This is a genomic window from Azospirillum sp. 11R-A (assembly GCF_049472615.1).
GTDB classification, from domain to species: Bacteria; Pseudomonadota; Alphaproteobacteria; order Azospirillales; family Azospirillaceae; genus Azospirillum; species Azospirillum palustre.
In genome coordinates, this window is record NZ_JBCEBL010000013.1 from 81,123 (window position 1) to 104,022 (window position 22,900).

A 22,900-nucleotide genomic window follows, 5' to 3' on the forward strand; every position below is an offset into this window, starting at 1 on the left:
CGGGGAAGGGGCAGGGTAGGGAGCAATCGCGGCGTGGCTGCCTTAGTCCAGGTGCCCCTGCGCCGCGAAATGCTTGCGGATGGTCTGGGTCAGCTGGATGAACGTCGGGTCGCCCATGACGTCCAGCGTCCGCGGGCGCGGCAGCGGGACCTCGTAGGTGGCGGCGATGGTGCCGGGCCGCTCCGACATCACCATCACCCGGTCGGCCAGGAACACCGCCTCGGGGATCGAGTGGGTGATCAGGATCACCGTCTTGCCGGTCTCGTGCTGGATGCGTTGCAGCTCGACATTCATCCGTTCCCGCGTCATGGCGTCGAGCGCGCCGAACGGCTCGTCCATCAGCAGGATCTTCGGGTCGTGCACCAGCGCCCGGCACAGGGCGGCGCGCTGCTGCATACCGCCCGACAGCTGCCAGGGATACTTGTTCTCGAACCCCTTCAGCCCGGTCATCTCGACCAGCTTGTGGGCGCGTTCCAGATAGCGCTCGCGCGGCAGGCGGCGGATTTCCACCGGCAGCATGATGTTGCGCAGCACCGACCGCCAGGCCAGCAGGGTCGGGCTCTGGAAGACGATGCCGGTGTCGTCGTGCGGCTCGGTGACCGTGTCGCCTTCGATTTTGATGGTCCCGCTGCTGACCGGCAGCAGGCCGGCCAGCATCTTCAGCAGGGTGGACTTGCCGCAGCCGGACGGACCGACCACCACCAGGAACTCGCCCGGCCGCACGTCGAAGGTGATCGGGCGGAGCGACGGCACCTCGCCGTCGCGGGTGCGGTAGGTCTTGGTCACGCCGTCGATGCGGATCAGCGGCTCGCCGGACAGGCGCTGCGTCGCCGCCTCGCCGACCAGTTTCAACTGAGGCTGTGCCATGCTCTCCTCGTCGCTCCCTGCTGTGGGCTGGGCGGTGGGTCGGTCGGTCACGTCTGGCTCGCGCTTACTTGGCGGCGGCGTTCACGGCGGCGGCGGCCGGGTCGGGCGGCAGGAACTCGCGGGTGTAGAAGCGCTTGGGGTTCTCCTTGGCCGCCGCATCCAGCCCGCCATATTCGACCAGCAGATCGACCGTCTCCTTCATGTTGGCGTCGGTGACCTGGAAGGGCCGCAGCTTCTCCGTCTCCTTGGTGCGGTAGAGCGGGATGGTCAGCTCGAAGCCTTCCTGCAGCGTGTCCGGCTTGCCGCCCTTCGGATTGGCCTTCAGGATGGATGCTGCGGCGTCCTTCGGCGCCTTCTCCGCCTCTTCCACCGCCTTGGTGGTGGCGGCCATGAAGCGGCGGACGAGGTCCGGGTTGCTCTTCATCATGTCGGTGTTGGCGATGATGCCCGACGAGACCATGTTGACGCCGTAGTCGGCGAAGCGGATCGGCGTCACCGACTTGCCGGTGGCGTCCTTGATCTTCATGCTCTGGTCCATGACATAGCCCAGCAGTAGGTCGGCCTGTCCGTTGATGACGGCGTTCAGCTTGGTCTGGGCGTCGCCCGACACCACCTCGAAATCACGCTCCTTCAGGCCGGTCTTCTTCAGGAACAGCGGCCAGATCTGGGACATGCTGTCGCCCGGCGTCATGGCGACGATGCGGTTCTTGATGTCCTCCGGCTTGCGGATGTTCTTCTCGGTGAAGCCCATCGCCGACATCGGGCTGGTCTGCAACAGCACGCCCGGCGAGGTCACCGGCGCGCCCTTCATGGCGGCCTTGATCATGGTCGGCACGTCGACATAGCCGAAGGTGACGCCCTTGGCAGCGACCAACTGCGTCGTCACCGCCGAGCCGCGGCCTTCCTGGATTTCCAGGTCGATGCCCTCGGCCTCGTACAGCCCCTTGTCCTTGCCGTAATAGAAGGGCGCGTGCTCGCCGTAGACGTACCAGTTCAGCATCAGCGTCACCTTGTCGGCGGCCTGCGCCGGCAAGGTGGAGGCGGCGAAGGCGCAGAGCGCGGCGACGATGGTTTTCTTCATCACGACCGGTGACCTCCCATGGGTGGTGGATCGCCCCGTCGGCCTGCGTTGTGCGGCGTCGGGGTTCTTGTCGGCGAATTGAGGTTTTGACCGTAGGGCAGGCGACGGCGCGTCAGGCGCCGAGGCCGGCCTTGTGGCGCTGGCTGGCGTGCCAGGGAATGGTGTAGCGCTCGACCACGTCGATGACCCAGAACAGCACGACGCCCATCAGCGCCAGCACGGTCAGCGCCGCGAACATCAAGGGCAGCTCGAAGTTGCCGATGGAGCGTTGCAGGACGAAGCCGATGCCGGAGTTGGAGCCGACGAATTCGCCGACCACCGCCCCGACCACGGCCAGCGTGATCGAGACCTTCAGCCCGGCGAAGATCGCCGGCAGCGCATGCGGCAGGCTGACCATCTGGAAGGTCTGGAGGCGCGACGCCTTCATCGAGCGGGCGAGATCCATCATCTCGTTGTCGACCGACTTGAAGCCCTGCACCGCCGACACCACGACCGGGAAGAAGCCCAGCAGGAAGGCGGCGATCACCTTCGGCATCAGGCCGAAGCCGAACCACACCACGAACAGCGGCGCGATGGCGACCTTGGGGATCGACTGCGAGAAGACCAGCAGCGGGTAGACATAGGCCTCGACCACGCGCGATCCGGCGATCAGCATCGCGATGGGAATGCCGAACAGCACCGACAGCGCGAAGCCGCCGAGCGTGGCCGTGAAGGTGGGGACGGATTCGGCCAGCAGGCGCGGCCATTCGTCGATCATCGCCAGCACGACGTCGCCGGGTTTCGGCACGAGATAGGCTGGAACGCCGAACACCCGGACCGACAGATCCCACAGAACCAGCAGGATGACCATCAGCAGGATGGGGCGGACCCAGTCGGAATTGAGCAGGCGCAACGCTGCGCCCGAGCGAGAGCGGGGTTCCATGCGTCTCCTCCGGCCGGCGGGCTCGGGGCGACCTGTGTGGCGGTCGCTATGTTTTAACCGGCTGGTTAAAAGTACGTCCGCATGCCCCCTGCGGTCAACACCGAAAATGGTGTGAACAGATAGTTTCATCTGTGAACGATGAGCGGTGCCTCTGAACGCCGAAGAGCCGCGTCCCCGGAGGAACGCGGCTCTTCGGTGTGGCGGGAAGGGGTGTGGGCGCGCTATGCGGCCTTGCGTGGCCGGCCGCGCTTCTGCACCGGCTTATAGTGGGCCTGGAAAAGCACCGGGTCCTTTTCGATGGCCCGGCACGCGATCTTGACGACCGGCGGGATCGGCGTGGTGCCGTTCTTGTAGGTGTGGAAGGTGCTGATCCCCACGCCGAGCAGAGCGGCGCCAGCCTGGTTGGACAGGCCCATCCTCGATTGCCACGCGACAAGCTCGCCCGGTCCGAATGGCCTTTGCTCCGCGGCGATCAGCCTGAGGTGATGGTGGTCGATGCCGACGTCTCCGGACTCGTCCCATGCGACCACGGTTCCCCAATGGGCGACGTGCGGTTTCGCCAGCACCTCCGGGTCCTTCAGAATGTCGGCCTCCGCCGGGGCGGGGGTGGCGAGCCAACCGGCGATGTCGATGTCGTCGACGGTGCCGTCCTGCCATCCGACCGTCAGGACGGTGCCATCGATGGACACCGTTTCGATCCGGGGCGGGCTAGTCATTGGAGTCCTCCTGTGCCCTGAGTGTGTACTGGTGGGCCGGATTGCACCTGTTCCATTCGGCGACCATGGTCTGGCGGTTCTTTTCCGCCCAGGCCCTGACTTCCTTCTCCACGGCGCGGGGCATGTCGCCGACGATGATCTCCAGGGTCTCGACATCGACCTGCGCCTCGAAGTCCTTACCGATCACATGGAAATGGCAGGGAAAATGCTCTCGGATGCGCACTTCGAGAAACCAGTTCGGACCGGCCAGCAGTTTGCCCATCGTTGTCCCTCAGCGCGCATAAAATATATCCAAATTCTGGATAGGCGACAATGGGAAACGCCATTCCGCCTCGGGGCCGAATGCCAAAAAATACCCCGCACCGGGGAGGTGCGGGGCAGTTCAGGGAGGAAACCGGAAGACGCTTTGCCGGGTCAGTCGCGGCCCTTGCCGACCAGCAGCCGCTCCAGCCCATAGACGCGGTCGAGCACCAGCATGGCGGCCACGGTCAGGAAGATCAGCACCGCCGACACCGCGGCGACCAGCGGGTCGATGTTGTCCTGGATGTAGAGGAACAGGCGGACGGGCAGGGTGGTGGTCTCCGGCGAGGCGATGAAGACGGTCATCGTCACCTCGTCGAAGCTGTTGATGAAGGCCAGCACCCAGCCGCTCGCCACGCCCGGCAGGATCAGCGGCAGCGTCACCCGGCGGAAGCAGGTCCAGGACGACGCGCCCAGCGACGCGGCGGCATTCTCCACCGCCCGGTCCATGCCGGTGGACGCCGCCAGGATCAGCCGCAGCGCGAAGGGCAGGATGATGATGACATGGCTCAGCACCAGCCCGGCGAAGGTGCCGCCCAGCCCGATCATGGTGAAGAAGCGCAGGAAGGCGATGCCGAGAACGATGTGCGGCACCATCAGCGGCGACAGGAACAGCGCCTGGATCGCCTCGCGCCCGAAGAACTGGTGGCGGGCGATGGCCAGCGCCGCCGGCACCGCCACCAGGATCGCCAGGGTGGAGGACACCGCCCCCAGCAGCAGGCTGTCCTTGAAGGCGCGGATGAACTCCGGATTGTCGCCGATGGCGCGGAACCAGCGCAGCGACAGCCCCTCGGTCGGCAGCGACAGATAGCCCTGCGAGGTGAAGGCGACGGCGCAGACGATCAGGATCGGCGCCAGCAGGAAGCCTAAGAACAGGACGTGGAAGATCAGCGCGATCGGGCCGTTGCGGTTCATTCGAACACCTGTTTGTAGCGACGTTCGACCAGCCGGTTGCAGCCGACGATGATGACGACGTTGGCGATCAGCAGCAGCACCGCCACCGTGGCGCCCAAGGGCCAGTTCAGCGTGTTCAGGAACTCGTCATAGGCGAGCGTCGCCGCCACCTTCAGCCGCCGTCCGCCGATGATCGCCGGGGTGGCGAAGGCGCTGGCCGCCAGCGCGAAGACGATGATCGACCCCGACAGGATGCCCGGCACGATCTGCGGCAGCACCACCCGGCGCATCACCGTCAGCGGCCCGGCGCCCAGCGACAGCGCCGCATTCTCCACCTGCGGGTCGAGCCGCTGGAGCGAGGCCCACACCGACAGCACCATGAAGGGCACCAGCACATGGGTCAGCGCGATGATGACGCCGGTCTCGGTGTACATGAACTCGATGGGCGTCGCGATCAGCCCCAGCCCTATCAGCCCCTGGTTGACCAGCCCGGTCGAGCCGAACAGCAGCGCCCAGCCCAGCGTTCGCGACACCACCGAGATCAGCAGCGGCCCCAGCACGACCAGCAGGCACAAGCCCCGCCACGGCGACTTCATCCGGCGCAGGATGTAGGCCTCGGGCGCGCCGAACAGCGCGCAGAGCAGCGTCACCACCGCGGCGATGCGGAAGGTGCGCAGGAAGACCTCGTGGAAATAGCTGTCGGCGATGATGTCGGCATAGTTGCCGATCTGCCAGACATTCTCGATGCCGCCATAGAAGCTGAAGCTGTTCAGCGACAACAGGAAGGTCATCGCCAGCGGTACCAGCAGCAGCACCGCGAACAGGGCCAGCCCCGGCGCGCTCAGCAGATAGGGCGTCCAGGGCCAGCGGCGCGGCCGGCGCGGCGGCGGTGCCGCAGATGCCTGGGTGCCGGAGGCGTGGGTTTCGGTCGAAGCCGCCATGCTCATGCCGCCTCCCGGTCTGCAGGCATCACCGCCATGTCGTCCACCCGCCAGCCGACCATCACCCGCTCGCGTTCCGCCGGCAGGGGCGAGCCGTCATGCTGGCGGATCACCATCAGCCGGCCGGCGGCGGTCTCGATCTCGAACAGCCACTGTGTGCCCTGGAAGACGCGGGCCAGCACGGTGCCGCTGAGGCCGCCGGCATCGACGAAGCCGATCTTCTCCGGCCGCACGGCCAGCGCCCCCGGACCCGCCGCCATCGGCTGCGCCACCGGCCAGACGCTGTCGGCCACGGTGATGACGGTCCCGGCCGACCCGCCGCCGACCATGCCCGGCAGCAGGTTGGTGCGGCCGAGGAAGTTGGCGACGAAGGCGTTGGCCGGGTGGTCGTAGGCCTCCTGCGGGGTGGCGACCTGCTGGATGCGGCCCTTGTTCAATACCACCACGCGGTCGGACAGCGCCATCGCCTCCGACTGGTCGTGGGTGACGAGGATCATGGTGGTGCCGACGGTGCGCTGGATGCGGCGCAGCTCGATCTGCATCTCCTCGCGCATCTTGGCGTCCAGGTTCGACAGCGGCTCGTCGAGCAGCAGCAGGCTCGGCTTGATCACCAGCGCGCGGGCAAGCGCCACGCGCTGCTGCTGGCCGCCCGACATCCGGCGCGGGTGGCGGTCGCCATACTGCTCCAGCCCGACCAGCTTCAGCGCGTCGGCGACCATGCGGTCGCGGTCGGCACGATTGATCCTGCGCATCTCCAGCCCGAAGGCGACATTCTCCGCCGCGGTCATGTGCGGGAACAGGGCATAGCTCTGGAAGACGATGCCGAGCCCGCGCTCGTTCGGCTTCTTCGCCAGCAGATCCTGGCCGTCCAGCATCACCCGGCCGCCATCGGCGTCGAGGAAGCCGGCGATCATCTGCAAGGTGGTGGTCTTGCCGCAGCCCGACGGCCCCAGCAGCGAAATCAGCTCGCCCTTCTCAACGGTCAGCGAGACGTTGTCGACCGCCGTCCAGTTTCCGAAGCGCTTGGTCAGTTGGTCGAGAACCAGATAAGCCATGCCGTCGTCTCCCTTTTCCCGCATCCTCTCTCCCCGCTTTCGGCGGACCACAGGTCCGCCTGTCGCGTCAGCGCAAACGAAGTTTGCGCGTGAGCGGGGGGAGAGGGGATTAGCCCCTTACCTCAGCGCTCGATCTCGCGGGTCCAGCGCTTGTTCCAGATCTCACGGTTCTTGTTGATGGTGTCCCAATCCACCACCAGCAGCTTGCCGACCTGTTCCGGACCGTAGGGGATGCCGGCCTGCTTCTCGGCGGGCAGCTCGACCGTCTTGTTCACCGGGCCGAAGCCGGCGCTGACGGCGAGAGCGGTCTGCGCCTCGACGCCCAGCATGTGCTGGATGAACTTCTGCGCTTCGGGCGCATTCTTGCTGCCGGCGACCTGACAGGCGGCGGAGCCCAGCACGATGCCGCCTTCCTTGGGATAGACGAAGGTGGCGGGGAAGCCGGTGTCGGCCAGCGCCTTGGCGCGGCCAGAGCCCCAGACGGCGATGACGGCCTGGTTGCTCTGGAACAGCTCGGTCATCTTGCCCGGCGACGGCTCATAGGCCAGCACGTTCGGGTTGATCTTGTCCTTGAACTCCTTGAAGCCCGGCTCGATGTTGGTCTCGCCGCCGCCGTTCAGGCGGGCCATCATCACCAGCGCGTGCAGGCCGTAGCTGTTGTTGATCGGCGGAATCGCCAGCTTCTTCTTGAAGCGCGGATCCTCGATGTCCTTCCACGAGGCCGGGGCCGGGATCTTGTTCTCGTCGAAATACGCCTTGTTGTAGAGGATGCCGGTGCCGACCGCGCCGAAGTTGACCGCCTTGCCCGACGGCATCTTCGCCAGATCGTAGAGCTGGTCGTAGACCGGCGCCTTCTCCAGGTCGGCGCAGAAGTTCAGCGCCACCGCCTGATACATCGGGCCGTCGTCGAGGATGACGACGTCGATCTGCTGGTTGCCCCGCTGGGCCTGCAGCTTGGCGAGGTTGTCGGTCGAGTTGCCGGCGACATACTCGATCTTCACGCCCATCGCCTTTTCGAAGGCCGGGATGATGTCCTTGCGCATGGTCTGCTCGAACGACCCGCCATAGGCGGCGACATAGAGCGTCTTTTCCTGGGCCTGGGCCGTCTGCACCGCGGCCATGCCGCACCACAGGGCCGCCGTCGCCATCAACCCGCACATCACCGAGCGCATCGTCATTCTCCTCTAGAGCCTTGATCCCTGTTGGCAGGGTCCCTGTTCATCGGGTTCCCAGTTCCACGGAAGCCTGTTCCTGGCCTGGGGGTTCATCTGGGGCTGATCTTCGGACCGCATCGTCTGCTTAAGGTCCGGATCGCCGCTTTTACCGTCCGTAACCTTGCCGGCCGCCCTCTTGCGGGCTGTTTTTCGTGCAGGGTCGCAGCCAGGACATGGATCAAGGGTGATGGTGCAGTCACATAACCGTCAAATCGAATTCCCGCCATCATTCATCCGGAAATGTTATAATTCCGTGCTGCGAACGAGTTGAGCGGGGTTTCCGGCGCCGCCGATCCCGAGAAAACTGTCGCGGAAGCGGGTTGCCTCCTCCAGGAAGCCGGCCAGGAAGTCCTCGGCGATCATCGACAGCGGCACCTGGGCGGAGCGCAGGATGGCGATGTCGAAGCCGATGCGCGGTTCGAACGGGCGGACGACCAGCCCGTGCGGGACGTAGTCCTGGGCGGTGAAGGGGTCGACGATCGACATGCCGTACCCGGCCGCCACCATGGCGCAGGCGTTCATCGTCAGCTGGGTTTCCACCCGCATCAGCCGCGACACGTCATGATCGGCGAAGATGGTGTCGATGCGGGAGCGCAGCAGGGCCGGCGGGCTGGTGGAAATGAAGCTCTCCCCCTCGAAATCCTTCGGCGCCAGCACCTCTTTGGCGGCCAGCGGATGGCCGGGCGGCAGGATGGCGACGGCGGGAATCCCGTGGATCTTCTCGGTCAGCACCGCCGCATGGTCGATGGGGGTGTGGGCGAATCCCAGCTCGCACTGGCCGGTCGCCACCCAGTCCAGAATGATCGGCGAGGTGCTGCCGCGCAGCGCGATGTCCACCCGCGGCCTGTCGCTGAGGAAGCGCGCGACATAGCGCGGCAGGAACCCCACCCCCAGCGCCGGCATCGCCGCCACCCGCAGCGCCCCGCTGCGCCTCGCGGTCAGATCGCGCGCCGTCTGCTCGATCAGCTCCAGCCCGACGAAGGCACGGTCGACCACCTGATAGAGCGAGATCGCCTCGCTGGTCGGGGCGATGCGGGGGCCGCGCCGTTCGAACAGCGTCAGCTTCAGCGCATATTGCAGGTCGCCGATCAGGCGGCTGACCGCCGGCTGCGAGATGTTCAGCAGTTCTGCCGCCGCGGTGATGCCGCCGGTCAGCATCACCGCGCGGAAGGCCTCGATCTGGCGCGGATTGATCATGGCGCCGCCCCTGCGGCGCGACGCAGGACCAATCCCCTCTCCCCGGGGGGGAGAGGGGGATCGCCGCAAAGACGACCGTCGCCGCCCCCCAAAAGCCCACCGCCCCTCACCGAATCATAACATTCAGTCATGAAACACCCCTTCGATCTGATTTGACAGTTATAGGTTGGCTGCCGATGCTGTCGCAAGGATCACGGGAACTCGGGGGAACGGTCGGGTATCGCCGGGCAGAATCCCGCGGCGCTCCGGCAAAGAAAACCCTGCAGTTTGCAATACATCCATGTGTAACGCCGGCAGATCCGGCGCGATCTCAAAGATATACGGTGCATCGATAAATATTCGACACTGTATACGGGTGCCGAATTCGGCGATGCGCGTCATACGATAAATGCGGCGGCCGGTGCGCACGGAGTGTGCGATTCCGTCAGCGGGACTGAAAAGGCGGGAGTGGAGACGATGACGCAGCCCAGTCGGGGCGGAGAATACGACGTCGCCGTGATCGGCGGCGGGCTGGTCGGATCGGCGCTGGCCTGGGGCCTCGCCCGCGCCGGCCAGACTGTTGCCATGCTGGACGAGGGCGACATCGCCGTGCGCCCGTCGCGCGGCAACTTCGCCCTGGTCTGGGTGCAGGGCAAGGGCCTCGGCATGCCGGAATATGCCGGCTGGACCAAGAAATCCTCCGACGACTGGAGCGGCTTCGCCGACCTGCTGCGCGAGCAGACCGGCCTGGACGTCGCCTACCGCCGCCCCGGCGGCTTCATGCCGATGCTGTCGGAAGAGGATTTGCAGGCCCGCGCCAACACCATGATGCGGCTGCACAACCAGCCCGACATGATCCGTTACCCCTACGAGGTGATGGATCGCGAGACGCTGCGCAAGGAACTGCCCTTCATCGGGCCGGACGTGGTCGGCGGCACCTATTGCCCGCTGGACGGTCACTGCAACTCGCTGCGGCTCTTGCGCACCCTGCACAAGGGCATCACGATGCTGGGCGTCGATTACCGCCCCAACCACCGGGTCGAGCGCATCGAGCATCGCGACGGCGGCTTCCGCATGGCAACTGCCGGCGGCGAAATCCGCGCTGGCAAGATCGTGCTGGCCGCCGGCCATGACAGCGCGCGGCTGGCGCCGATGGTCGGGCTGTCGGCCCCCGTCCGCCCGCAGCGCGGCCATGTCATCGTCACCGAGAAGACCGCCCCCTTCCTGCACCATCCCACTGTCTACATCCGCCAGACCGACGAGGGCGGGGTGATGATCGGCGACAGCTTCGAGGAGGCCGGCTTCGACACCACGCTCCAGCCCGGCGTGTCGTCGGCCATCGCCCAGCGCGCCATCCGCTTCTTCCCGCTGCTCGGCAAGCTGAACGTGGTGCGGAGCTGGGCGGCGCTGCGCGTGCTGACGCCGGACGGCTTCCCGATCTACGAGGAATCGAAGACGGCGCCCGGCGCCTTCGTCGCCACCTGCCACAGCGGCGTCACCCTTGCCGCCAACCATGCGCTGACGCTGGCGCCGCTGATCGCGGCCGGCGGCCTCGGCGACAGCTTCACGCCCTTCAGCGCCCGGAGGTTCCATGTTCCGCAGGCTGCCTGAGATCGAAACCGCCACCCAGGCGGTTTCCTTCACCATCGACGGCCGTCCGGCCAGCGCGCGGGCCGGCGACAGCGTCACCGCCGCCCTGCTGGCGAACGGCGTCACCGCCTGCCGCACCACGGCCGTGAGCGGCGCGGCGCGCGGTCCCTACTGCATGATGGGCGTCTGCTACGACTGCCTCGTCACCATCGACGGCACCGGCAACCGCCAGGGCTGTCAGGTGCGCGTGGCCCCCGGCATGGCGGTGGAAACCCAGAACGGCAAGCGCGAGGTGGAGCGATGAGCGCCCCCAAGTTCGATTTCGACATCGCCGTCGTCGGCTCCGGTCCGGCCGGCCTCGCCGCCGCAGCCCTCGCCGCCTCCAAGGGCGCATCGGTGGTCCTGCTCGACGAGCAGACGGAGCCGGGTGGTCAGATCTACCGCGCCGTCACCGAGACGCCGGTGCGCGACCGCAAGGTGCTCGGCCCCGACTACTGGCATGGCGCCGAGCTGCTGGGTCCGCTGCGCGACAGCGGGGCCGTCCATTGGCCGGGCACCATCGTGTGGAGCGTCGCCCGTCCGCGCGAAGACGCTGCCGACGGGCACCGCCCGATCCAGATCGGCCTGTCGCGCAACGGTTCGGCGGCGATGCTGACCGTGCGCCACGTCATCCTGGCGACCGGCGCGCTCGAACGGCCCTTCCCGATCCCCGGCTGGACCCTGCCGGGTGTGCTGGGCGCCGGTGCGGCGCAGGTGCTGCTGAAGACCTCCGGCCTCGTGCCGTCGGGCGCCACGGTGATGGCGGGCAGCGGCCCGCTGCTCTGGCTGCTGGCTTGGCAGTATCTCCAGGCCGGCGTCCGCATCGACGCCATCCTCGACACCACGCCGAAGGAGAACTGGCGCGCCGCCCTGCCGCTGCTGCCCGGCTTCCTGCGCTCGCCCTATCTCGGCAAAGGCATGAAGCTGATGCTGGAGGTCCGGCGCAAGCTGACCGTCATCGGCAACGTCACCGCGCTGCGTGCCGAAGGTGCCATCGGGGGGGACAGCGCCTTGAAGAGCGTCGTCTACACCCGCAACGGCACCGAGCATCGGCTGCCCGCCGACACGCTCCTGCTGCACCATGGCGTCGTCCCCAACCTGAACCTCGCCAACGCCACCGGCTGCGCCCAGCGCTGGGACGAGCAGCAGCGCTGCTGGCGCCCGACCACCGACGAGTGGGGCGCCACCTCGGTCGAGGGCGTGTCGCTGGCCGGCGACGGCGCCGGCATCGGCGGCGCCCGCGCGGCGGAGGAAGCCGGCCGCCTGGCCGCCCTCGACGCCCTGCACCGGCTGGGCCGCATCGGGCGCGAGCAGCGCGATCAGGCCGCCGCCCCGTTCCGCGCCGCGCTCGACCGCGCGCTGACCGGCCGCGCCTTCCTCGACACGCTCTACACCCCGGCGGAAGCCTTCCGCGTGCCGGCCGACAACACCATCGTCTGCCGCTGCGAGGAGATCACCGCCGGTGCGGTGCGCGAGGCGGTGCGGCTCGGCTGCTCCGGCCCCAATCAGGCCAAGAGCTTCCTGCGCTGCGGCATGGGTCCGTGCCAGGGCCGGCTCTGCGGCCCGACGGTGACCGAGGTGATCGCGGCGGAGCGCGGCGTCTCCCCGGCGGAGGTCGGCTATTACCGGCTGCGCCCGCCGGTGAAGCCGATCACGCTGGCCGAGCTGGCCGCCCTGCCGAAGACCGACGCCGACATCGACGCCGTCTTCAAGCACTGACCGGAGGCGCCCGATGACCGCGACCGTCTCCACCAAACCGGCCTCCCTTTGCCCCGACGTCATCGTCATCGGCGGCGGCCTGCACGGCTGCTCCGCGGCGCTGCACCTGTCGCTGCGCGGCGTCCGCGTGCTGGTTCTGGAGAAGGACCATGTCGCCCGTCACGCCTCCGGCGTCAATGCGGGCGGCGTGCGCCAGCTCGGCCGCCATGTCGCCGAGGTGCCGCTGACCGTCGCCTCGATGGCGCTGTGGCACGGCATCCGGGATCTGGTGGACGACGATTGCGGCTTCGAAAGCCACGGCCAGATCAAGGTGGCGGAGAGCGAGGCGGAGCTGGCGACCTCGCACGCCCGCGTCGCCGAGCTGAACGCGCTGGGCTTCACCCACGAGGAGGTGATCGGCCGGGACGAGCTGCGCTCGCTGGTGCCGGCCATCGCCGATCATTGCATCGGCGCCCTGGTGTCGCGCGGCGACGGCGCGGCGATTCCCTTCCGCACAACCTTCGCCTTCCGCCGCAAGGCCATCGCGCTCGGCGCCCGCTTCCAGGAGGGCGGGGCGGTGACGCGGCTGGCCCGCCAGGGCGGCCTATGGACCGTCGAGACCGCCGATGGCGGCCGCTTCGAAGCGCCTGTCGTGGTGAACGCCGCCGGCGCCTGGGCCGACCGCATCGCCGCGCAGGTGGGGGAGCCGGTGCCGCTGGAGGTCATCGCACCGATGCTGATGATCACCGCCCGCGTCGCTCCCTTCATCAAGCCGGTGGTCGGCGCCACCGGCCGCACCCTGTCCTTCAAGCAGTTCCCCAACGGCACCGTGCTGATCGGCGGCGGTCTGCTCGGCCGGGCGGTGCGCGACGAGAACCGGACGGAGCTGGACTTCTCGCAGGTGTCGGTCAATGCCCGCACGGTGTGGGACCTGTTCCCGTGCATGCGCGGCGCCACCATCGTCCGCTCCTGGGCGGGGATCGAGGCGCGGATGCCGGACCAGATCCCGGTGATCGGCCCCAGCGGCACCGAACCGGATCTCTACCATTCCTTCGGTTTCTCCGCGCACGGCTTCCAGCTTGGCCCTATTGTCGGGCGCATCACCGCCGACCTGATCACGGGCGGGTCCACCGACCTGCCCATCGCCCCTTTCAGCATCGGCCGCTTCGCCGCCTGACCCTTTGGAGCATCCCACAGTGACGATCCAGCGCTTCCACCTGACCCCGCGCCTCTGCGACATGGTCATCCACAAGGACACCGTCTATCTCGCCGGCCAGATCGTCGACGATGGATCGACGACGGTCGAGGCGCAGACCCGCGACGTGCTGCGCCAGATCGACAATTTGCTGGCCGAGGCCGGCACGTCGAAGAGCAACCTCCTGACCGCCACGGTCTATCTCGCCGACATCGCCACCTTCCCCGAGATGAACGCCGCCTGGGACGCCTGGGTCGACAAGGCCAACCCGCCCGCCCGTGCGACGGTCGAGGCCCGGCTGGCCGACCCGTCGATCCTGGTCGAGATCGTGGTCGTCGCGGGCCTCTAACCCAACCCACCTTCGCCACTTCCGGAGCCTGCCATGAAGCGCCTCGTCACGGGCGTTGCCGCCCTCCTCTTGCTTGCGTCCGGCGGCGTCGCCGCCGCGCAGGAGATCCGCATTGCCACCGAGGGCGCCTATCCGCCCTTCAACTTCACCCAGCCCGACGGCAAGGTGGCAGGGCTGGAGGTCGACCTCGCCAATGCGCTGTGCGAGCGGATGAAGCGCCCTTGCACCGTGGTGGCGCAGGAGTGGGACGGCATCATTCCGGGCCTGCTGGCGAAGAAGTACGACGCCATCATGGCGACGATGAACATCACGCCGGAGCGGGCGAAGGCCATCGGCTTCTCCACCCCCTATATGGTGGTGCCGGCCTATTTCGTGGCGCCGGCCAGCTCCGCCATCGACGGCTCGCCGGCCAGCCTGCGCGGCAAGACCATCGGCGCCCAAGTCTCCACCACCCATTCCCGCTATGTCGAGAAGCATCTCGGCAGCGACGCGACGCTGAAGACCTACGACACCGCCTCCAACCTGCTGGCCGATTTGAAGGCCGGGAGGCTCGACGCCGCCATCACCACCGGCGCCACCGCGTCCGACTGGGTGAAGGGCGATGGCGGCAAGTCGGTCAAGCTGGTCGGCCAGCCGGTGATCGACGCCGAGGTGTTCGGCCCCGGCATCGGCGTCGGGCTGCGCAAGGAGGACGCCGCGCTGAAGCAGTCCTTCGACGAGGCGATCCGCGCGGTCGTGCAGGACGGCACGCTGGCGCGCATCGCCGCCCGCTACGTCGATTTCTCCATCACCCCCTGAGTTCTTTTCAAAAAGCCAAGGAGCAGTTCCCCGTGATCAAGCGCATCGAGAAGACCAAGATCATGCACCGCGTCGTCGTCAACAACGGCACGGCCTATCTCGGCGGCATCATCGCCGACGACGTCAGCGTCGGCATGGGCGGCCAGGTCACGCAGATCTGCGGCAAGCTCGACCAGGTGCTGGCTCTGGCCGGCAGCGACAAGACCAAGCTGCTGTCCGCCCAGCTCTTCATCACCAACATGGGCCTGAAGGACGAGATGAACGACGCGTGGCTGTCCTGGCTGGACGGCAACGACCTGCCGGCCCGCGCCACCATCGGCGTTGCCGATCTCGGCAAGCCGGAAATCCTGATCGAAGTGGTCGTCACCGCCGCTGTCTGACCGGCGACGCCGGAAGGAGCCCTCTCCCCTCGGGGAGAGGGCTACCCCAGCAAGCGTTCGAACAGATCCTCGCCGCCCATCTGCCCGCCCTTCAGCATCAGCTCCAGCCCATCGATTGCCGGGTCGTCGGCATGGGTGCGGCTGACGGTGACGCCCGGCGCCAGCGTGCAGCGGTAGGACAGTCCCCAGCACCCCAGCGCCCGCACCGCGAGGCTGGAGGTGTCGCCGCCGGCGATCCCGACCCGGCGCAGAGCCACCCGCCGCAGCACCGCCGCGACGAAATCCGCCGTCGCCGCTGCGACCCGCCCGGCCTGGGCGGTGTCCGCCGTTCCGGATTCCGCCGGTGCCGTCCACACCAGCGTGTGGCGTCCGGCCGCCAGCGAGGCCGCCACTTCGCCCAACAAAGTTTCCGCATAGCCGGGATCGCCGCACAGCGCCGCCGCATCGGCCTGGATGCGCGTGTAGGACGCCGCCGCCTCGATCTGCCGCCGCGTCACCGGCGACAGGCTGCCCGCCATCAGGAACACCGGCCTGTCCGCCGCGGCCAGCGGCACCTCTTCCGTCACTGAAGCGTCGGATCCGCCATTCCAATGCGCCACCAGCGCCTGCGCCACGCTGCTCGGCCCGACTGCCAGCAACGGCTCGCGCCCGGCCCGCTGCCAGATCAACCGCCCGACCGTGGCGAGATCCTCAGCACGCGCCACGTCCAGCAGCAGCGCCGACGGCCCGTCCGCCAAAAGCCGCTCCAGCCGCCCGTCCAGCGCGTCGCCGTTCAGCCCGTAATCCGGGAAATGCAGCGCCGCCATCCCCTCCAGCCCCTGCGCGGCGAGGTGCCGGCGCAGGTCGGCCTCCGCCATCGGGGTGACGGGGTGGACGCTCATCGTCGGGTGGCGGTCGATGCGATGCACCACCCCGCCGGTGCCCGCCGCCGCGAACAAGGTGCTGAACAGGCAATAGCGCCCGATGTTCGGCTGTCCGCCCACCACCGGCCGGAAGCGGTTGGGGAAATGCGGGGCCAGCGTCCGCACCGCCTCGCCGATGCTGCCGACATGGGCTGCGCTGTCGAAGGTGGAGCAGCATTTGTAATGCATCACCGCCACGCCGAGTGCCGCGAAGAAGCGGCCGACCGGCTCCAGCTCCGCCCGCATGGCGTCGGGCGCCATGCTGCGCGCCGCCCCGGCGATTCCCACCGCATCGAGTGGCCCGGCTTCCCCCAGTCGGGCGACGTCCGGCACGTCGAGGAAGAGCAGCGCCCGCTGCCCGGCCTTCGCCAATGCTGCCAGCGTGTCGGTCGCCCCGGTGAAGTCGTCGCCGTACCAGCCCAGTCGGGGAGTCGCCGCCATCGTCCTCAGCCCTTCTTTCCGAAGAAGTCGAGCGACCGCCGCAGTTCCGGCTGCCCTGCCGCCGCTTCGTCCAGCGTGCGCCCGGCCCGCACGGCATCCCAGGCCTGCCGGATGCTCTGTACGCCGGCCGCCGGCCCGTCGGGATGGGCCATGATGCCGCCGCCGGACATGAACATCAGATCGGCGGTCCCCACCGCCTCCCAGGTGACCGGCACCGTGCCGGCCCATTGCCCGGAGGAGAAGGCCGGCATCACGGCGTCGGACGCATCGGGCGCATCCGCCGCCAGCGGCGCCAGACAGGCCCGCGCGCCCTCGATGACCTCCGCGTCGGGCTGGGCGAACTTGCCGTTCAGCCCGTGGACATGCATGTGGTCCACCCCCGCCAGCCGCCACAGCGCCTGATAGGCGTCGAAACCGATGCCCAGCAGCGGATGGCGGGAGAAGGCGCCGAAGCCGTTGCGGTGGCCGTGCAGCACCAGCCCGCTGTGCCGGCGCAAGCTCTGCACCGCCGAATAGCCGCACCAGTTCAGGCTGACCATGATGCAGGCCCCGCCCTCGCGCTCCACCAGATCGGCGTGGCGGCGCATGGCGTCGGTCTCGTCGGTGATGTTGAAGGCGACCATCACATGCTTGCCGGTGCGGTCCTGGTGGCGGCGCACCCGGTCCATCACCGCCGGGATGCGCTGGGCCAGCGGCGCATCGGCCGGATCGGCGCAGATCTCGTCGTCCTTGATGAAGTCCAGCCCGGCGGCGCACAGCGTGCCGACCAGCTCGCCGGTCTCTTCGGCCGACAGCCCGACATTCGGCTTGATGATGGAGCCGACCAGCGGCCCGTCCGCCACCCCGGTCAGCCGCCTTGTGCCGGCGACGCCGTGGCGCGGCAGGTCGAACTGCGCGCGGTAGGCCTGCGGGAGGCGCAAGGACTCCAGCCGCAGCCCCGTCACCTCGCCCAGGTCATAGAGGTTGCCCGCCACCGTCGCCGCCAGCGTCGGCAGATTGGCGCCGATGTTGGCGGTGGGGAAGGAGATGGTGACGCGCGCCCGCTGCCAGGGCCCTGGATTGCGCTGCCGCTCCAGCCAGCTGTTGGGCAGGGCAGGGGTCTCGGCAACGTCCAGCTTCTCGACGGATTCGACGATGGCGCGGGCACGGGCCCGCAGATCGTCGGTCTCGCCATGGACGCGGGTGAAGGTGCCGCAGGACTGCTCCCCCGCCATCACCTCGGCCACCTTGCCCGGGGCGAGGGGGGTTTCGATCAAATATGTGGCTTCGATGCGGTCGGCGTGCATGGTGGCCGCCCCTTACAGCTTGCTCAGGTCCGGGAACGGCCGCACCGGGTCGCTGCCGTCCCAGCCCATCGACGCCTCGCGGATCAGGTCGAACATCTTGCCCTTCGGCCCGGCGACCTCGGACAGCTCGATCACCGTGCCGGGGTGGTATTCTGTGTCGAAATAGATGAAGCGGCCCTTCTCGCCGACCTCGCCGCTCATCACCGGCTTGAAGCCCTGCGCCAGCAGCCGCTCCAGATCGGCGTCGTAATCCTCGGTCCAGTAGGCGACATGCTGCAAACCGGTGTTCCCGGCCTGGAGGAAGTCGCGGTACATCGACGGTGCGTCGTTGCGGGTCTGGATCAGCTCCATCTGCAACGGGCCGGAGTTGGCCAGCGCCACCGAATTGTGAACCTCGTAGGATTCGCCGCGGTAGGTGTAGTTCCGGATCGGAACCCGCTCGTTGTAGAACCAGGGGCCGATGCCGAGCGTGCGGCTCCAATAGTCCATGGCGGCTTCGATGTCGCGCACGACGTAGCCAGCCTGACGGATCTGGCCGAAGAATCGGCTCATTGAGGGAACTCCGATAAGAGGGAAACGAGTGGCGCCGGTGGCTTTAACGAGCCAGGAACCCGGTCGAAATCCAGGGAATGGCGGCGACGATCACCAGCCCGACCAGCAGCGCGCCGACATAGCCCCAGATGTGCTTCAGGCCGTCGTCGGGATTGACCTTGCTGATGGCGCAGGCGCCGTAGTAACCGACGCCGAAGGGCGGGGCGAACAGGCCGATGCCCATGGCGAAGATGACGACCATCGCATAGTGGACCTCATGCACCCCGGCCGCGCGGGCGATGGGGAACAGCAGCGGTCCGAACAGCACGATGGCGGGGATGCCCTCCAGCACGCTGCCCAGGATGATGAAGGCGACGATGGAGATGGCGAGGAAGCCGTAGGCGCCGCCGGGGATGCCGGCCATGAAGCGCGCAAGGTCGGACGAGAAGCCGGACTGGGTCAGGCCCCAGGCCATCGAGGTGGCGCAGCCGACGATGAAGATGATGGCCCCGGTCAGCGACGCCGTCTCGATCAGCATCGGCTTCAGCCGGCGCCAGTCGAACTGGCGGTAGATCAGCAGCCCGGCGATGGTGGAATAGGCGATGCCGATGGTCGACACCTCGGTCGCCGTCGCGATGCCCTCGACCACCGCGGCGCGGATGACGAAGGGCAGCAGGATGGCGGGCAGGGCCACCATGGCGAGCCGTCCGATCTCGCGGCCGGGGGTGCGCTCGACGTGGCTCAGATCCTCGTTGCGGTAGCGCCGCCAGACGACGAAGCACAGGCAGGCGCCCAGGACCACGCCCGGCAGCATGCCGCCGGTGAACAGGGCGGCGATGGACACGCCGGTGACCGACCCGATGGTGATCAGCACGATGCTGGGCGGGATGGTCTCGGTCTGCGCGCCGGTAGCGGACAGAAGCGCCACCAGATCGCCCGGAGGGGCACCGCGCTTCTTCATCTCCGGGAACAGCACCGGGGCGATGGCCGCCATGTCGGCGATCTTCGATCCGGAGATGCCCGACACCAGATACATCGCGCCGATCAGCACATAGGACAGGCCGCCGCGCACATGGCCGAGCAGGCTGGCGAGGAACTGGATCATGGCGCGGGCCATGCCGGTCATCTCGATCAACAGCCCGAGGAAGACGAACAGCGGCACCGCCAGCAGGATCAGGTGGCTCATCCCCTCGTCCAGCCGGCCGACCATCACCAAGAGCGGCGTCGAGGTGGTCAGCGCCAGATAGGAGAAGGTGGCGAGCGCGAAAGAGAAGGCGATGGGCACGCCGGCGAAGACGTTGGCGGCGACCAGCCCGACGAAGAAGATGATGAGGTTCAACTGCCCCAGCGGCTTCAGCATCGGCCCGGCGACCCAGAAGCCGGCGACGATGGCGCCGGTCACCAGCGCCGCCGCCAGCACCGTCATGGGCTTGGCGACGCGCAGCAGGCGGAACAGCGCCGCCACCAGCATCAGCCCCAGCCCGACCGGCAGGGCCGACGCCCGCCACGCGTTGGAAATCTCCATCGCCGGGGTGGTGATGAACTGCTCCTCCATCGCGTAATCGACGGCGTGGTAGAGCACCAGCGTCAGGAAGGCGATGGGGGCGGTGATGGCGATGCATTCCAGGAGGCTGCGCGCCTGCGGGCCGACGCGGCTGACCAGCCCGGTCATCCGCATATGCTCGCCCCGGCGCAGCGCCACCACCGCACCCAGCATCGACAGCCACAGGAACAGGATGGAGGCCAGCTCGTCCGACCACACCAGCGGGGTGTGGAACAGGTAGCGGGCGGTGACGCCGGCCAGCAGGACGACGATTTCGACCAGCACCAGAAGGCCCGCCACGACCTCGACCCCGACGGACAGGCCGTGGTCGATCCTGCGCAGCAGCGAGCTTCCGCCGGCACCCAGAGCGCCGGGAGCCTCGGCAAAGCCGTGGACCGGCTCGGACATGTGGGACATGGCGGGATGTTCCTTCATGCGGGAAGACCTGGGAGTTTGTAAGTTCCGCGTCTGCCGGCCGTTATTCCTGTCGTCACGCGCAGGCGCTGACGCGCAGGATGCCGGCACCTCTTTCGGCGTCATCCCCGCGAAGGCGGGGATCCAGGCTTACCCATTGGTTCTGCACGGGAAACACTGGATCCCCGCATCCGCGGGGATGACGGCCGACAACAGCGTCTGAAAACTCACAGTTTTCGAGCGGGCTGCGGTCAGGCGAGCTTGCCGACCGCCTCCTCCAGCAGGCCCCAGGCCTCGTCGCCGAAGCGGCCCTTCCATTCGCCGTAGAAGCCGGCGTCGCGCAGCTTGGCGCGGAAGCTGTCGGGCGAGGGCTGGTTGAAGGTCAGCCCCTTCGATTCCAGGTCGGCCTTGACCGACTGGTTCAGCGCCTTGATGTCGCCGCGCTGGGCCACGCCGGCATCGTTGATGGCGTTGGCGACGATGGTCTGCATGTCCGCCGGCAGGCCCTTCCAGGCGCGGCCGTTGGCGATGAACCAGAAGCCGTCCCAGATGTGGTTCGACAGCGAGCAGAACTTCTGCACCTCGTACAGCTTGGCGACCTGGATGATCGGCAGCGGGTTTTCCTGCGCATCGACGATCCGGGTCTGCAGCGACGAATAGACCTCGCTGAACTGCAGGCTGGCCGGGGCGGCGCCCAGCCCCTTGAACATGGCGATGCTGAGCGGGCTGACCGGCACGCGGATCTTCAGCCCGTTCATGTCGGCGGCGGAATTGATCGCCTTGTCGCCGCTGGTCATCTGGCGGAAGCCGTTGTCCCACATCTTGTCGAAGGCATAGAGCCCGACCTTGGAGATCGCCTCGCGGACATGGGCGCCCAGCTTGCCGTCCATCGCCTTCCAGACCTGATCGTAGTCGGAGAAGGCGAAGCCGACCGCGTTGATCGCGGCGACCGGCACCAGCGTGGCGATCACCAGGGCCGACGGGGTGAAGAAGGTCAGGCCGCCGCTGCGCACCTGCGACAGCATGTCGGTGTCGCCGCCAAGCTGGTTGTTCGGGAAGATCTTGACCACGACCTTGCCGTTCGACTCTCTAGCGATCCGCTCCGCCGCCTCGTTGGCGCGGACGTTCAGCGGATGGCTCAGCGGCAGGTTGTTGCCGTACTTCAGCTCGAACTCGGCGGCGCGCGCGATGTGCGGCATGCCGATGACGGCGCCGGCGGCGCCGATCGCCGGAATGGCGGCGGGGGTGGCGGCGATGGCCTTCAGCATCGTGCGGCGGCTCAGACTGGTCATTTCAAACCTCCCATGGATTACCGGCCGACGTTGCTGTTTCCGGCCTTGCGTTTCTGATGTGATCTGATGTCAATTGATGATTGTTGGATGGACGGTATGTCCAGAGCCGACAAGTGTCAAACACCGAAATTGATGGTTTTTGATGGTTTCATTGAAGGACGATCCGGAAATTGCCGCCGGACCCCGCGGCCTGCCGCGGGTGGTCGACATCGCCCAGGCGGCGGGGGTCTCCACCGCCACGGTGGACCGCGTGCTGAACAACCGGCCGGGGGTGCGCGCCGCCACCGTGCAGCGGGTTCTGAAGGCGGCGGCGGAGCTGGACTATCTGCCCGACGGCGACCTCTATGCCGCGGCGGGGCAGAAGCCGATGCGGCTGTCCTTCCTGCTGCCTGCCGGCAACAACCGCTTCCTGACCGGTCTGGGCGAGATGATCCGGCGTGCCGATGCCATGCTCGCCCCGCACGGTGTCAAGGCGCAGGTGGAGTTCATCAAGAGCTTCAATCCGGAACTGCTGGCGCGCAGCCTGTTCCAGCATGGCCGCCGCGCCGACGGCGTCGCCTTCATGGCGCTGGAGCATCCGGCGGTGCGCGAGGCGGTGGACGCGCTGGCCGACCGCAACGTGCCGAGCGTGACGCTGATCTCCGATATCCTGAACTGCCGGCGCGCCGGCTATGTCGGGCTGGACAACCGCGCGGCGGGCCGCACCGCCGGCTATCTGATCGCGCGCTTTTTGAAACACCGCCCGGCCAAGGTGGCGATGATCGCCGGCAGCCTCAGCTACCGTGCGCACGAGGACCGCGAGATGGGCTTCCTCCATGTCCTGAAGGAGATCGCCCCCGACATCGAGGTGGTGGGCCTGCGCGAAGGCCATGACGACGAGGGGAAGAGCTACCGCCAGACCCGCATGCTGCTGGGCCTGCATCCCGACCTTGCCGGGGTCTACAACATCGGCGGCGGGGCGGAAGGCGTGGCCCGCGCGCTGAAGGAGACGCGGCGGGAACGCGAGATGGTCTTCATCACCCACGGCCTGACCACCGAGACGCGCGGCCTGCTGATCGACGGCGCGCTGGACGCGGTGATCACCCAGGACCCGCGCAACACCCTGTCGGCCTGCGTCGGCATCTTCACCAACCTGCGCGCCGGCCGGCCGCCCATGCAGGCGGTGGAAAGCCCGCGGGCGGAAGTGATCTTCCGCGAAAACCTGCCGAAGAACATGCTGCCGGACGAATAAAAAAGGGCGGCGCGGCCCTCGTGAGGCCGCGCCGCCCTTTTTCAT

Annotated in this window: 23 protein-coding genes; 8 read left to right on the forward strand and 15 right to left on the reverse strand. The window is 68.0% G+C overall.

What is annotated here, in order from left to right; translation table 11 throughout:
• Window positions 1–42: 42 nt before the first annotated feature.
• The 10 genes from VH569_RS18550 to VH569_RS18595 all read right to left on the reverse strand — a co-directional run bounded on the left by VH569_RS18550 (window position 43) and on the right by VH569_RS18595 (window position 9,187).
• Window positions 43–918, reverse strand: coding sequence for an ABC transporter ATP-binding protein (locus VH569_RS18550; RefSeq protein ID WP_423316885.1), 876 nt, complete (start codon window positions 916–918; stop codon window positions 43–45).
• 13 nt (window positions 919–931) lie between these two features.
• The gene (locus tag VH569_RS18555) at window positions 932–1,948 is read right to left on the reverse strand and encodes an ABC transporter substrate-binding protein (protein ID WP_098736846.1); all 1,017 of its coding nucleotides are present in this window, start codon (window positions 1,946–1,948) and stop codon (window positions 932–934) included.
• A 112-nt stretch (window positions 1,949–2,060) separates the two neighbouring features.
• Window positions 2,061–2,870, reverse strand: coding sequence for an ABC transporter permease (locus VH569_RS18560; protein ID WP_200194801.1), 810 nt, complete (start codon window positions 2,868–2,870; stop codon window positions 2,061–2,063).
• A gap of 221 nt (window positions 2,871–3,091) precedes the next feature.
• Window positions 3,092–3,586, reverse strand: a complete 495-nt coding sequence (locus VH569_RS18565; protein ID WP_423316887.1) for a hypothetical protein — start codon at window positions 3,584–3,586, stop codon at window positions 3,092–3,094.
• Entirely contained in the window at window positions 3,579–3,848 is a 270-nt protein-coding gene (locus VH569_RS18570) for a DUF4160 domain-containing protein (protein ID WP_423316889.1), read from the reverse strand. Before VH569_RS18570 ends, VH569_RS18565 begins: the two co-directional genes overlap by 8 nt.
• 152 nt (window positions 3,849–4,000) lie before the next feature.
• Window positions 4,001–4,801 (reverse strand): ABC transporter permease, encoded by an 801-nt coding sequence (locus tag VH569_RS18575; protein WP_109049671.1) that lies wholly within the window; start codon window positions 4,799–4,801, stop codon window positions 4,001–4,003.
• Complete coding sequence (locus VH569_RS18580) at window positions 4,798–5,727, reverse strand: ABC transporter permease (RefSeq protein WP_423316891.1); 930 nt, start codon at window positions 5,725–5,727, stop codon at window positions 4,798–4,800. Before VH569_RS18580 ends, VH569_RS18575 begins: the two co-directional genes overlap by 4 nt.
• Window positions 5,724–6,776 carry an ABC transporter ATP-binding protein gene (locus tag VH569_RS18585; RefSeq protein ID WP_423316893.1) on the reverse strand — a complete coding sequence of 351 codons (1,053 nt, stop codon included), beginning with the start codon at window positions 6,774–6,776 and terminating at the stop codon, window positions 5,724–5,726. Before VH569_RS18585 ends, VH569_RS18580 begins: the two co-directional genes overlap by 4 nt.
• 122 nt (window positions 6,777–6,898) lie before the next feature.
• Window positions 6,899–7,948 carry an ABC transporter substrate-binding protein gene (locus VH569_RS18590; protein WP_423316895.1) on the reverse strand — a complete coding sequence of 350 codons (1,050 nt, stop codon included), beginning with the start codon at window positions 7,946–7,948 and terminating at the stop codon, window positions 6,899–6,901.
• A 285-nt stretch (window positions 7,949–8,233) separates the two neighbouring features.
• Entirely contained in the window at window positions 8,234–9,187 is a 954-nt protein-coding gene (locus tag VH569_RS18595) for a LysR substrate-binding domain-containing protein (protein ID WP_376963726.1), read from the reverse strand.
• A 456-nt stretch (window positions 9,188–9,643) separates the two neighbouring features.
• Here VH569_RS18595 and VH569_RS18600 point away from each other — a divergent pair, with 456 nt between their 5' ends.
• Genes VH569_RS18600 through VH569_RS18630 form a run of 7 tightly spaced genes read left to right on the forward strand, consistent with a single transcriptional unit; the run spans window position 9,644 to window position 15,215 of the window.
• Window positions 9,644–10,777, forward strand: a complete 1,134-nt coding sequence (locus VH569_RS18600) for an NAD(P)/FAD-dependent oxidoreductase (RefSeq protein ID WP_423316897.1) — start codon at window positions 9,644–9,646, stop codon at window positions 10,775–10,777.
• Window positions 10,758–11,060 carry a (2Fe-2S)-binding protein gene (locus tag VH569_RS18605; RefSeq protein WP_423316899.1) on the forward strand — a complete coding sequence of 101 codons (303 nt, stop codon included), beginning with the start codon at window positions 10,758–10,760 and terminating at the stop codon, window positions 11,058–11,060. Before VH569_RS18600 ends, VH569_RS18605 begins: the two co-directional genes overlap by 20 nt.
• The gene (locus tag VH569_RS18610; protein WP_423316900.1) at window positions 11,057–12,514 is read left to right on the forward strand and encodes an NAD(P)/FAD-dependent oxidoreductase; all 1,458 of its coding nucleotides are present in this window, start codon (window positions 11,057–11,059) and stop codon (window positions 12,512–12,514) included. The genes VH569_RS18605 and VH569_RS18610 overlap by 4 nt, the downstream gene beginning before the upstream one ends.
• Before the next feature lie 13 nt (window positions 12,515–12,527).
• On the forward strand, window positions 12,528–13,670 hold the full coding sequence (locus VH569_RS18615; protein ID WP_423316902.1) for an NAD(P)/FAD-dependent oxidoreductase: 1,143 nt from the start codon (window positions 12,528–12,530) through the stop codon (window positions 13,668–13,670).
• Between the two features lie 19 nt (window positions 13,671–13,689).
• Complete coding sequence (locus VH569_RS18620) at window positions 13,690–14,037, forward strand: RidA family protein (RefSeq protein ID WP_376963712.1); 348 nt, start codon at window positions 13,690–13,692, stop codon at window positions 14,035–14,037.
• Window positions 14,038–14,070: 33 nt separating this feature from the next.
• Window positions 14,071–14,835 carry a transporter substrate-binding domain-containing protein gene (locus VH569_RS18625; protein WP_423316904.1) on the forward strand — a complete coding sequence of 255 codons (765 nt, stop codon included), beginning with the start codon at window positions 14,071–14,073 and terminating at the stop codon, window positions 14,833–14,835.
• A gap of 32 nt (window positions 14,836–14,867) precedes the next feature.
• A complete protein-coding gene (locus VH569_RS18630; protein WP_098736858.1) occupies window positions 14,868–15,215 on the forward strand; it encodes a RidA family protein in 348 nt (115 codons plus the stop codon).
• A 41-nt stretch (window positions 15,216–15,256) separates the two neighbouring features.
• On the opposite strand, the gene VH569_RS18635 is transcribed toward VH569_RS18630, so the two are convergent.
• The 5 genes from VH569_RS18635 to VH569_RS18655 all read right to left on the reverse strand — a co-directional run bounded on the left by VH569_RS18635 (window position 15,257) and on the right by VH569_RS18655 (window position 21,624).
• Window positions 15,257–16,558: a four-carbon acid sugar kinase family protein gene (locus tag VH569_RS18635; RefSeq protein WP_423316906.1), complete on the reverse strand. Its 1,302-nt coding sequence runs from the start codon at window positions 16,556–16,558 to the stop codon at window positions 15,257–15,259.
• 5 nt (window positions 16,559–16,563) lie between these two features.
• Entirely contained in the window at window positions 16,564–17,814 is a 1,251-nt protein-coding gene (locus VH569_RS18640; protein WP_423316908.1) for a ribulose-bisphosphate carboxylase large subunit family protein, read from the reverse strand.
• A 42-nt stretch (window positions 17,815–17,856) separates the two neighbouring features.
• Window positions 17,857–18,396 carry a VOC family protein gene (locus VH569_RS18645; RefSeq protein WP_376963700.1) on the reverse strand — a complete coding sequence of 180 codons (540 nt, stop codon included), beginning with the start codon at window positions 18,394–18,396 and terminating at the stop codon, window positions 17,857–17,859.
• A 43-nt stretch (window positions 18,397–18,439) separates the two neighbouring features.
• A complete protein-coding gene (locus VH569_RS18650) occupies window positions 18,440–20,335 on the reverse strand; it encodes a TRAP transporter large permease subunit (RefSeq protein WP_423316910.1) in 1,896 nt (631 codons plus the stop codon).
• Between the two features lie 248 nt (window positions 20,336–20,583).
• Window positions 20,584–21,624 carry a TRAP transporter substrate-binding protein gene (locus tag VH569_RS18655; RefSeq protein ID WP_423316912.1) on the reverse strand — a complete coding sequence of 347 codons (1,041 nt, stop codon included), beginning with the start codon at window positions 21,622–21,624 and terminating at the stop codon, window positions 20,584–20,586.
• Window positions 21,625–21,766: 142 nt separating this feature from the next.
• Between VH569_RS18655 and VH569_RS18660 the strand changes: the two genes are divergently transcribed.
• Window positions 21,767–22,855 (forward strand): LacI family DNA-binding transcriptional regulator, encoded by a 1,089-nt coding sequence (locus tag VH569_RS18660; RefSeq protein WP_423316914.1) that lies wholly within the window; start codon window positions 21,767–21,769, stop codon window positions 22,853–22,855.
• The last annotated feature ends 45 nt before the right edge of the window (window positions 22,856–22,900 follow it).

Coding starts and splice junctions, on each gene's coding strand:
- VH569_RS18555 (WP_098736846.1), bottom strand. CDS start 1,948: ATGAAGAAAACCATCGTCGCCGCGCTCTGCGCCTTCGCCGCCTCCACC.
- VH569_RS18560 (WP_200194801.1), bottom strand. CDS start 2,870: ATGGAACCCCGCTCTCGCTCGGGCGCAGCGTTGCGCCTGCTCAATTCC.
- VH569_RS18565 (WP_423316887.1), bottom strand. CDS start 3,586: ATGACTAGCCCGCCCCGGATCGAAACGGTGTCCATCGATGGCACCGTC.
- VH569_RS18570 (WP_423316889.1), bottom strand. CDS start 3,848: ATGGGCAAACTGCTGGCCGGTCCGAACTGGTTTCTCGAAGTGCGCATC.
- VH569_RS18575 (WP_109049671.1), bottom strand. CDS start 4,801: ATGAACCGCAACGGCCCGATCGCGCTGATCTTCCACGTCCTGTTCTTA.
- VH569_RS18580 (WP_423316891.1), bottom strand. CDS start 5,727: ATGAGCATGGCGGCTTCGACCGAAACCCACGCCTCCGGCACCCAGGCA.
- VH569_RS18585 (WP_423316893.1), bottom strand. CDS start 6,776: ATGGCTTATCTGGTTCTCGACCAACTGACCAAGCGCTTCGGAAACTGG.
- VH569_RS18590 (WP_423316895.1), bottom strand. CDS start 7,948: ATGCGCTCGGTGATGTGCGGGTTGATGGCGACGGCGGCCCTGTGGTGC.
- VH569_RS18595 (WP_376963726.1), bottom strand. CDS start 9,187: ATGATCAATCCGCGCCAGATCGAGGCCTTCCGCGCGGTGATGCTGACC.
- VH569_RS18600 (WP_423316897.1), top strand. CDS start 9,644: ATGACGCAGCCCAGTCGGGGCGGAGAATACGACGTCGCCGTGATCGGC.
- VH569_RS18605 (WP_423316899.1), top strand. CDS start 10,758: ATGTTCCGCAGGCTGCCTGAGATCGAAACCGCCACCCAGGCGGTTTCC.
- VH569_RS18610 (WP_423316900.1), top strand. CDS start 11,057: ATGAGCGCCCCCAAGTTCGATTTCGACATCGCCGTCGTCGGCTCCGGT.
- VH569_RS18615 (WP_423316902.1), top strand. CDS start 12,528: ATGACCGCGACCGTCTCCACCAAACCGGCCTCCCTTTGCCCCGACGTC.
- VH569_RS18625 (WP_423316904.1), top strand. CDS start 14,071: ATGAAGCGCCTCGTCACGGGCGTTGCCGCCCTCCTCTTGCTTGCGTCC.
- VH569_RS18635 (WP_423316906.1), bottom strand. CDS start 16,558: ATGGCGGCGACTCCCCGACTGGGCTGGTACGGCGACGACTTCACCGGG.
- VH569_RS18645 (WP_376963700.1), bottom strand. CDS start 18,396: ATGAGCCGATTCTTCGGCCAGATCCGTCAGGCTGGCTACGTCGTGCGC.
- VH569_RS18650 (WP_423316910.1), bottom strand. CDS start 20,335: ATGTCCCACATGTCCGAGCCGGTCCACGGCTTTGCCGAGGCTCCCGGC.
- VH569_RS18655 (WP_423316912.1), bottom strand. CDS start 21,624: ATGACCAGTCTGAGCCGCCGCACGATGCTGAAGGCCATCGCCGCCACC.
- VH569_RS18660 (WP_423316914.1), top strand. CDS start 21,767: ATGGTTTCATTGAAGGACGATCCGGAAATTGCCGCCGGACCCCGCGGC.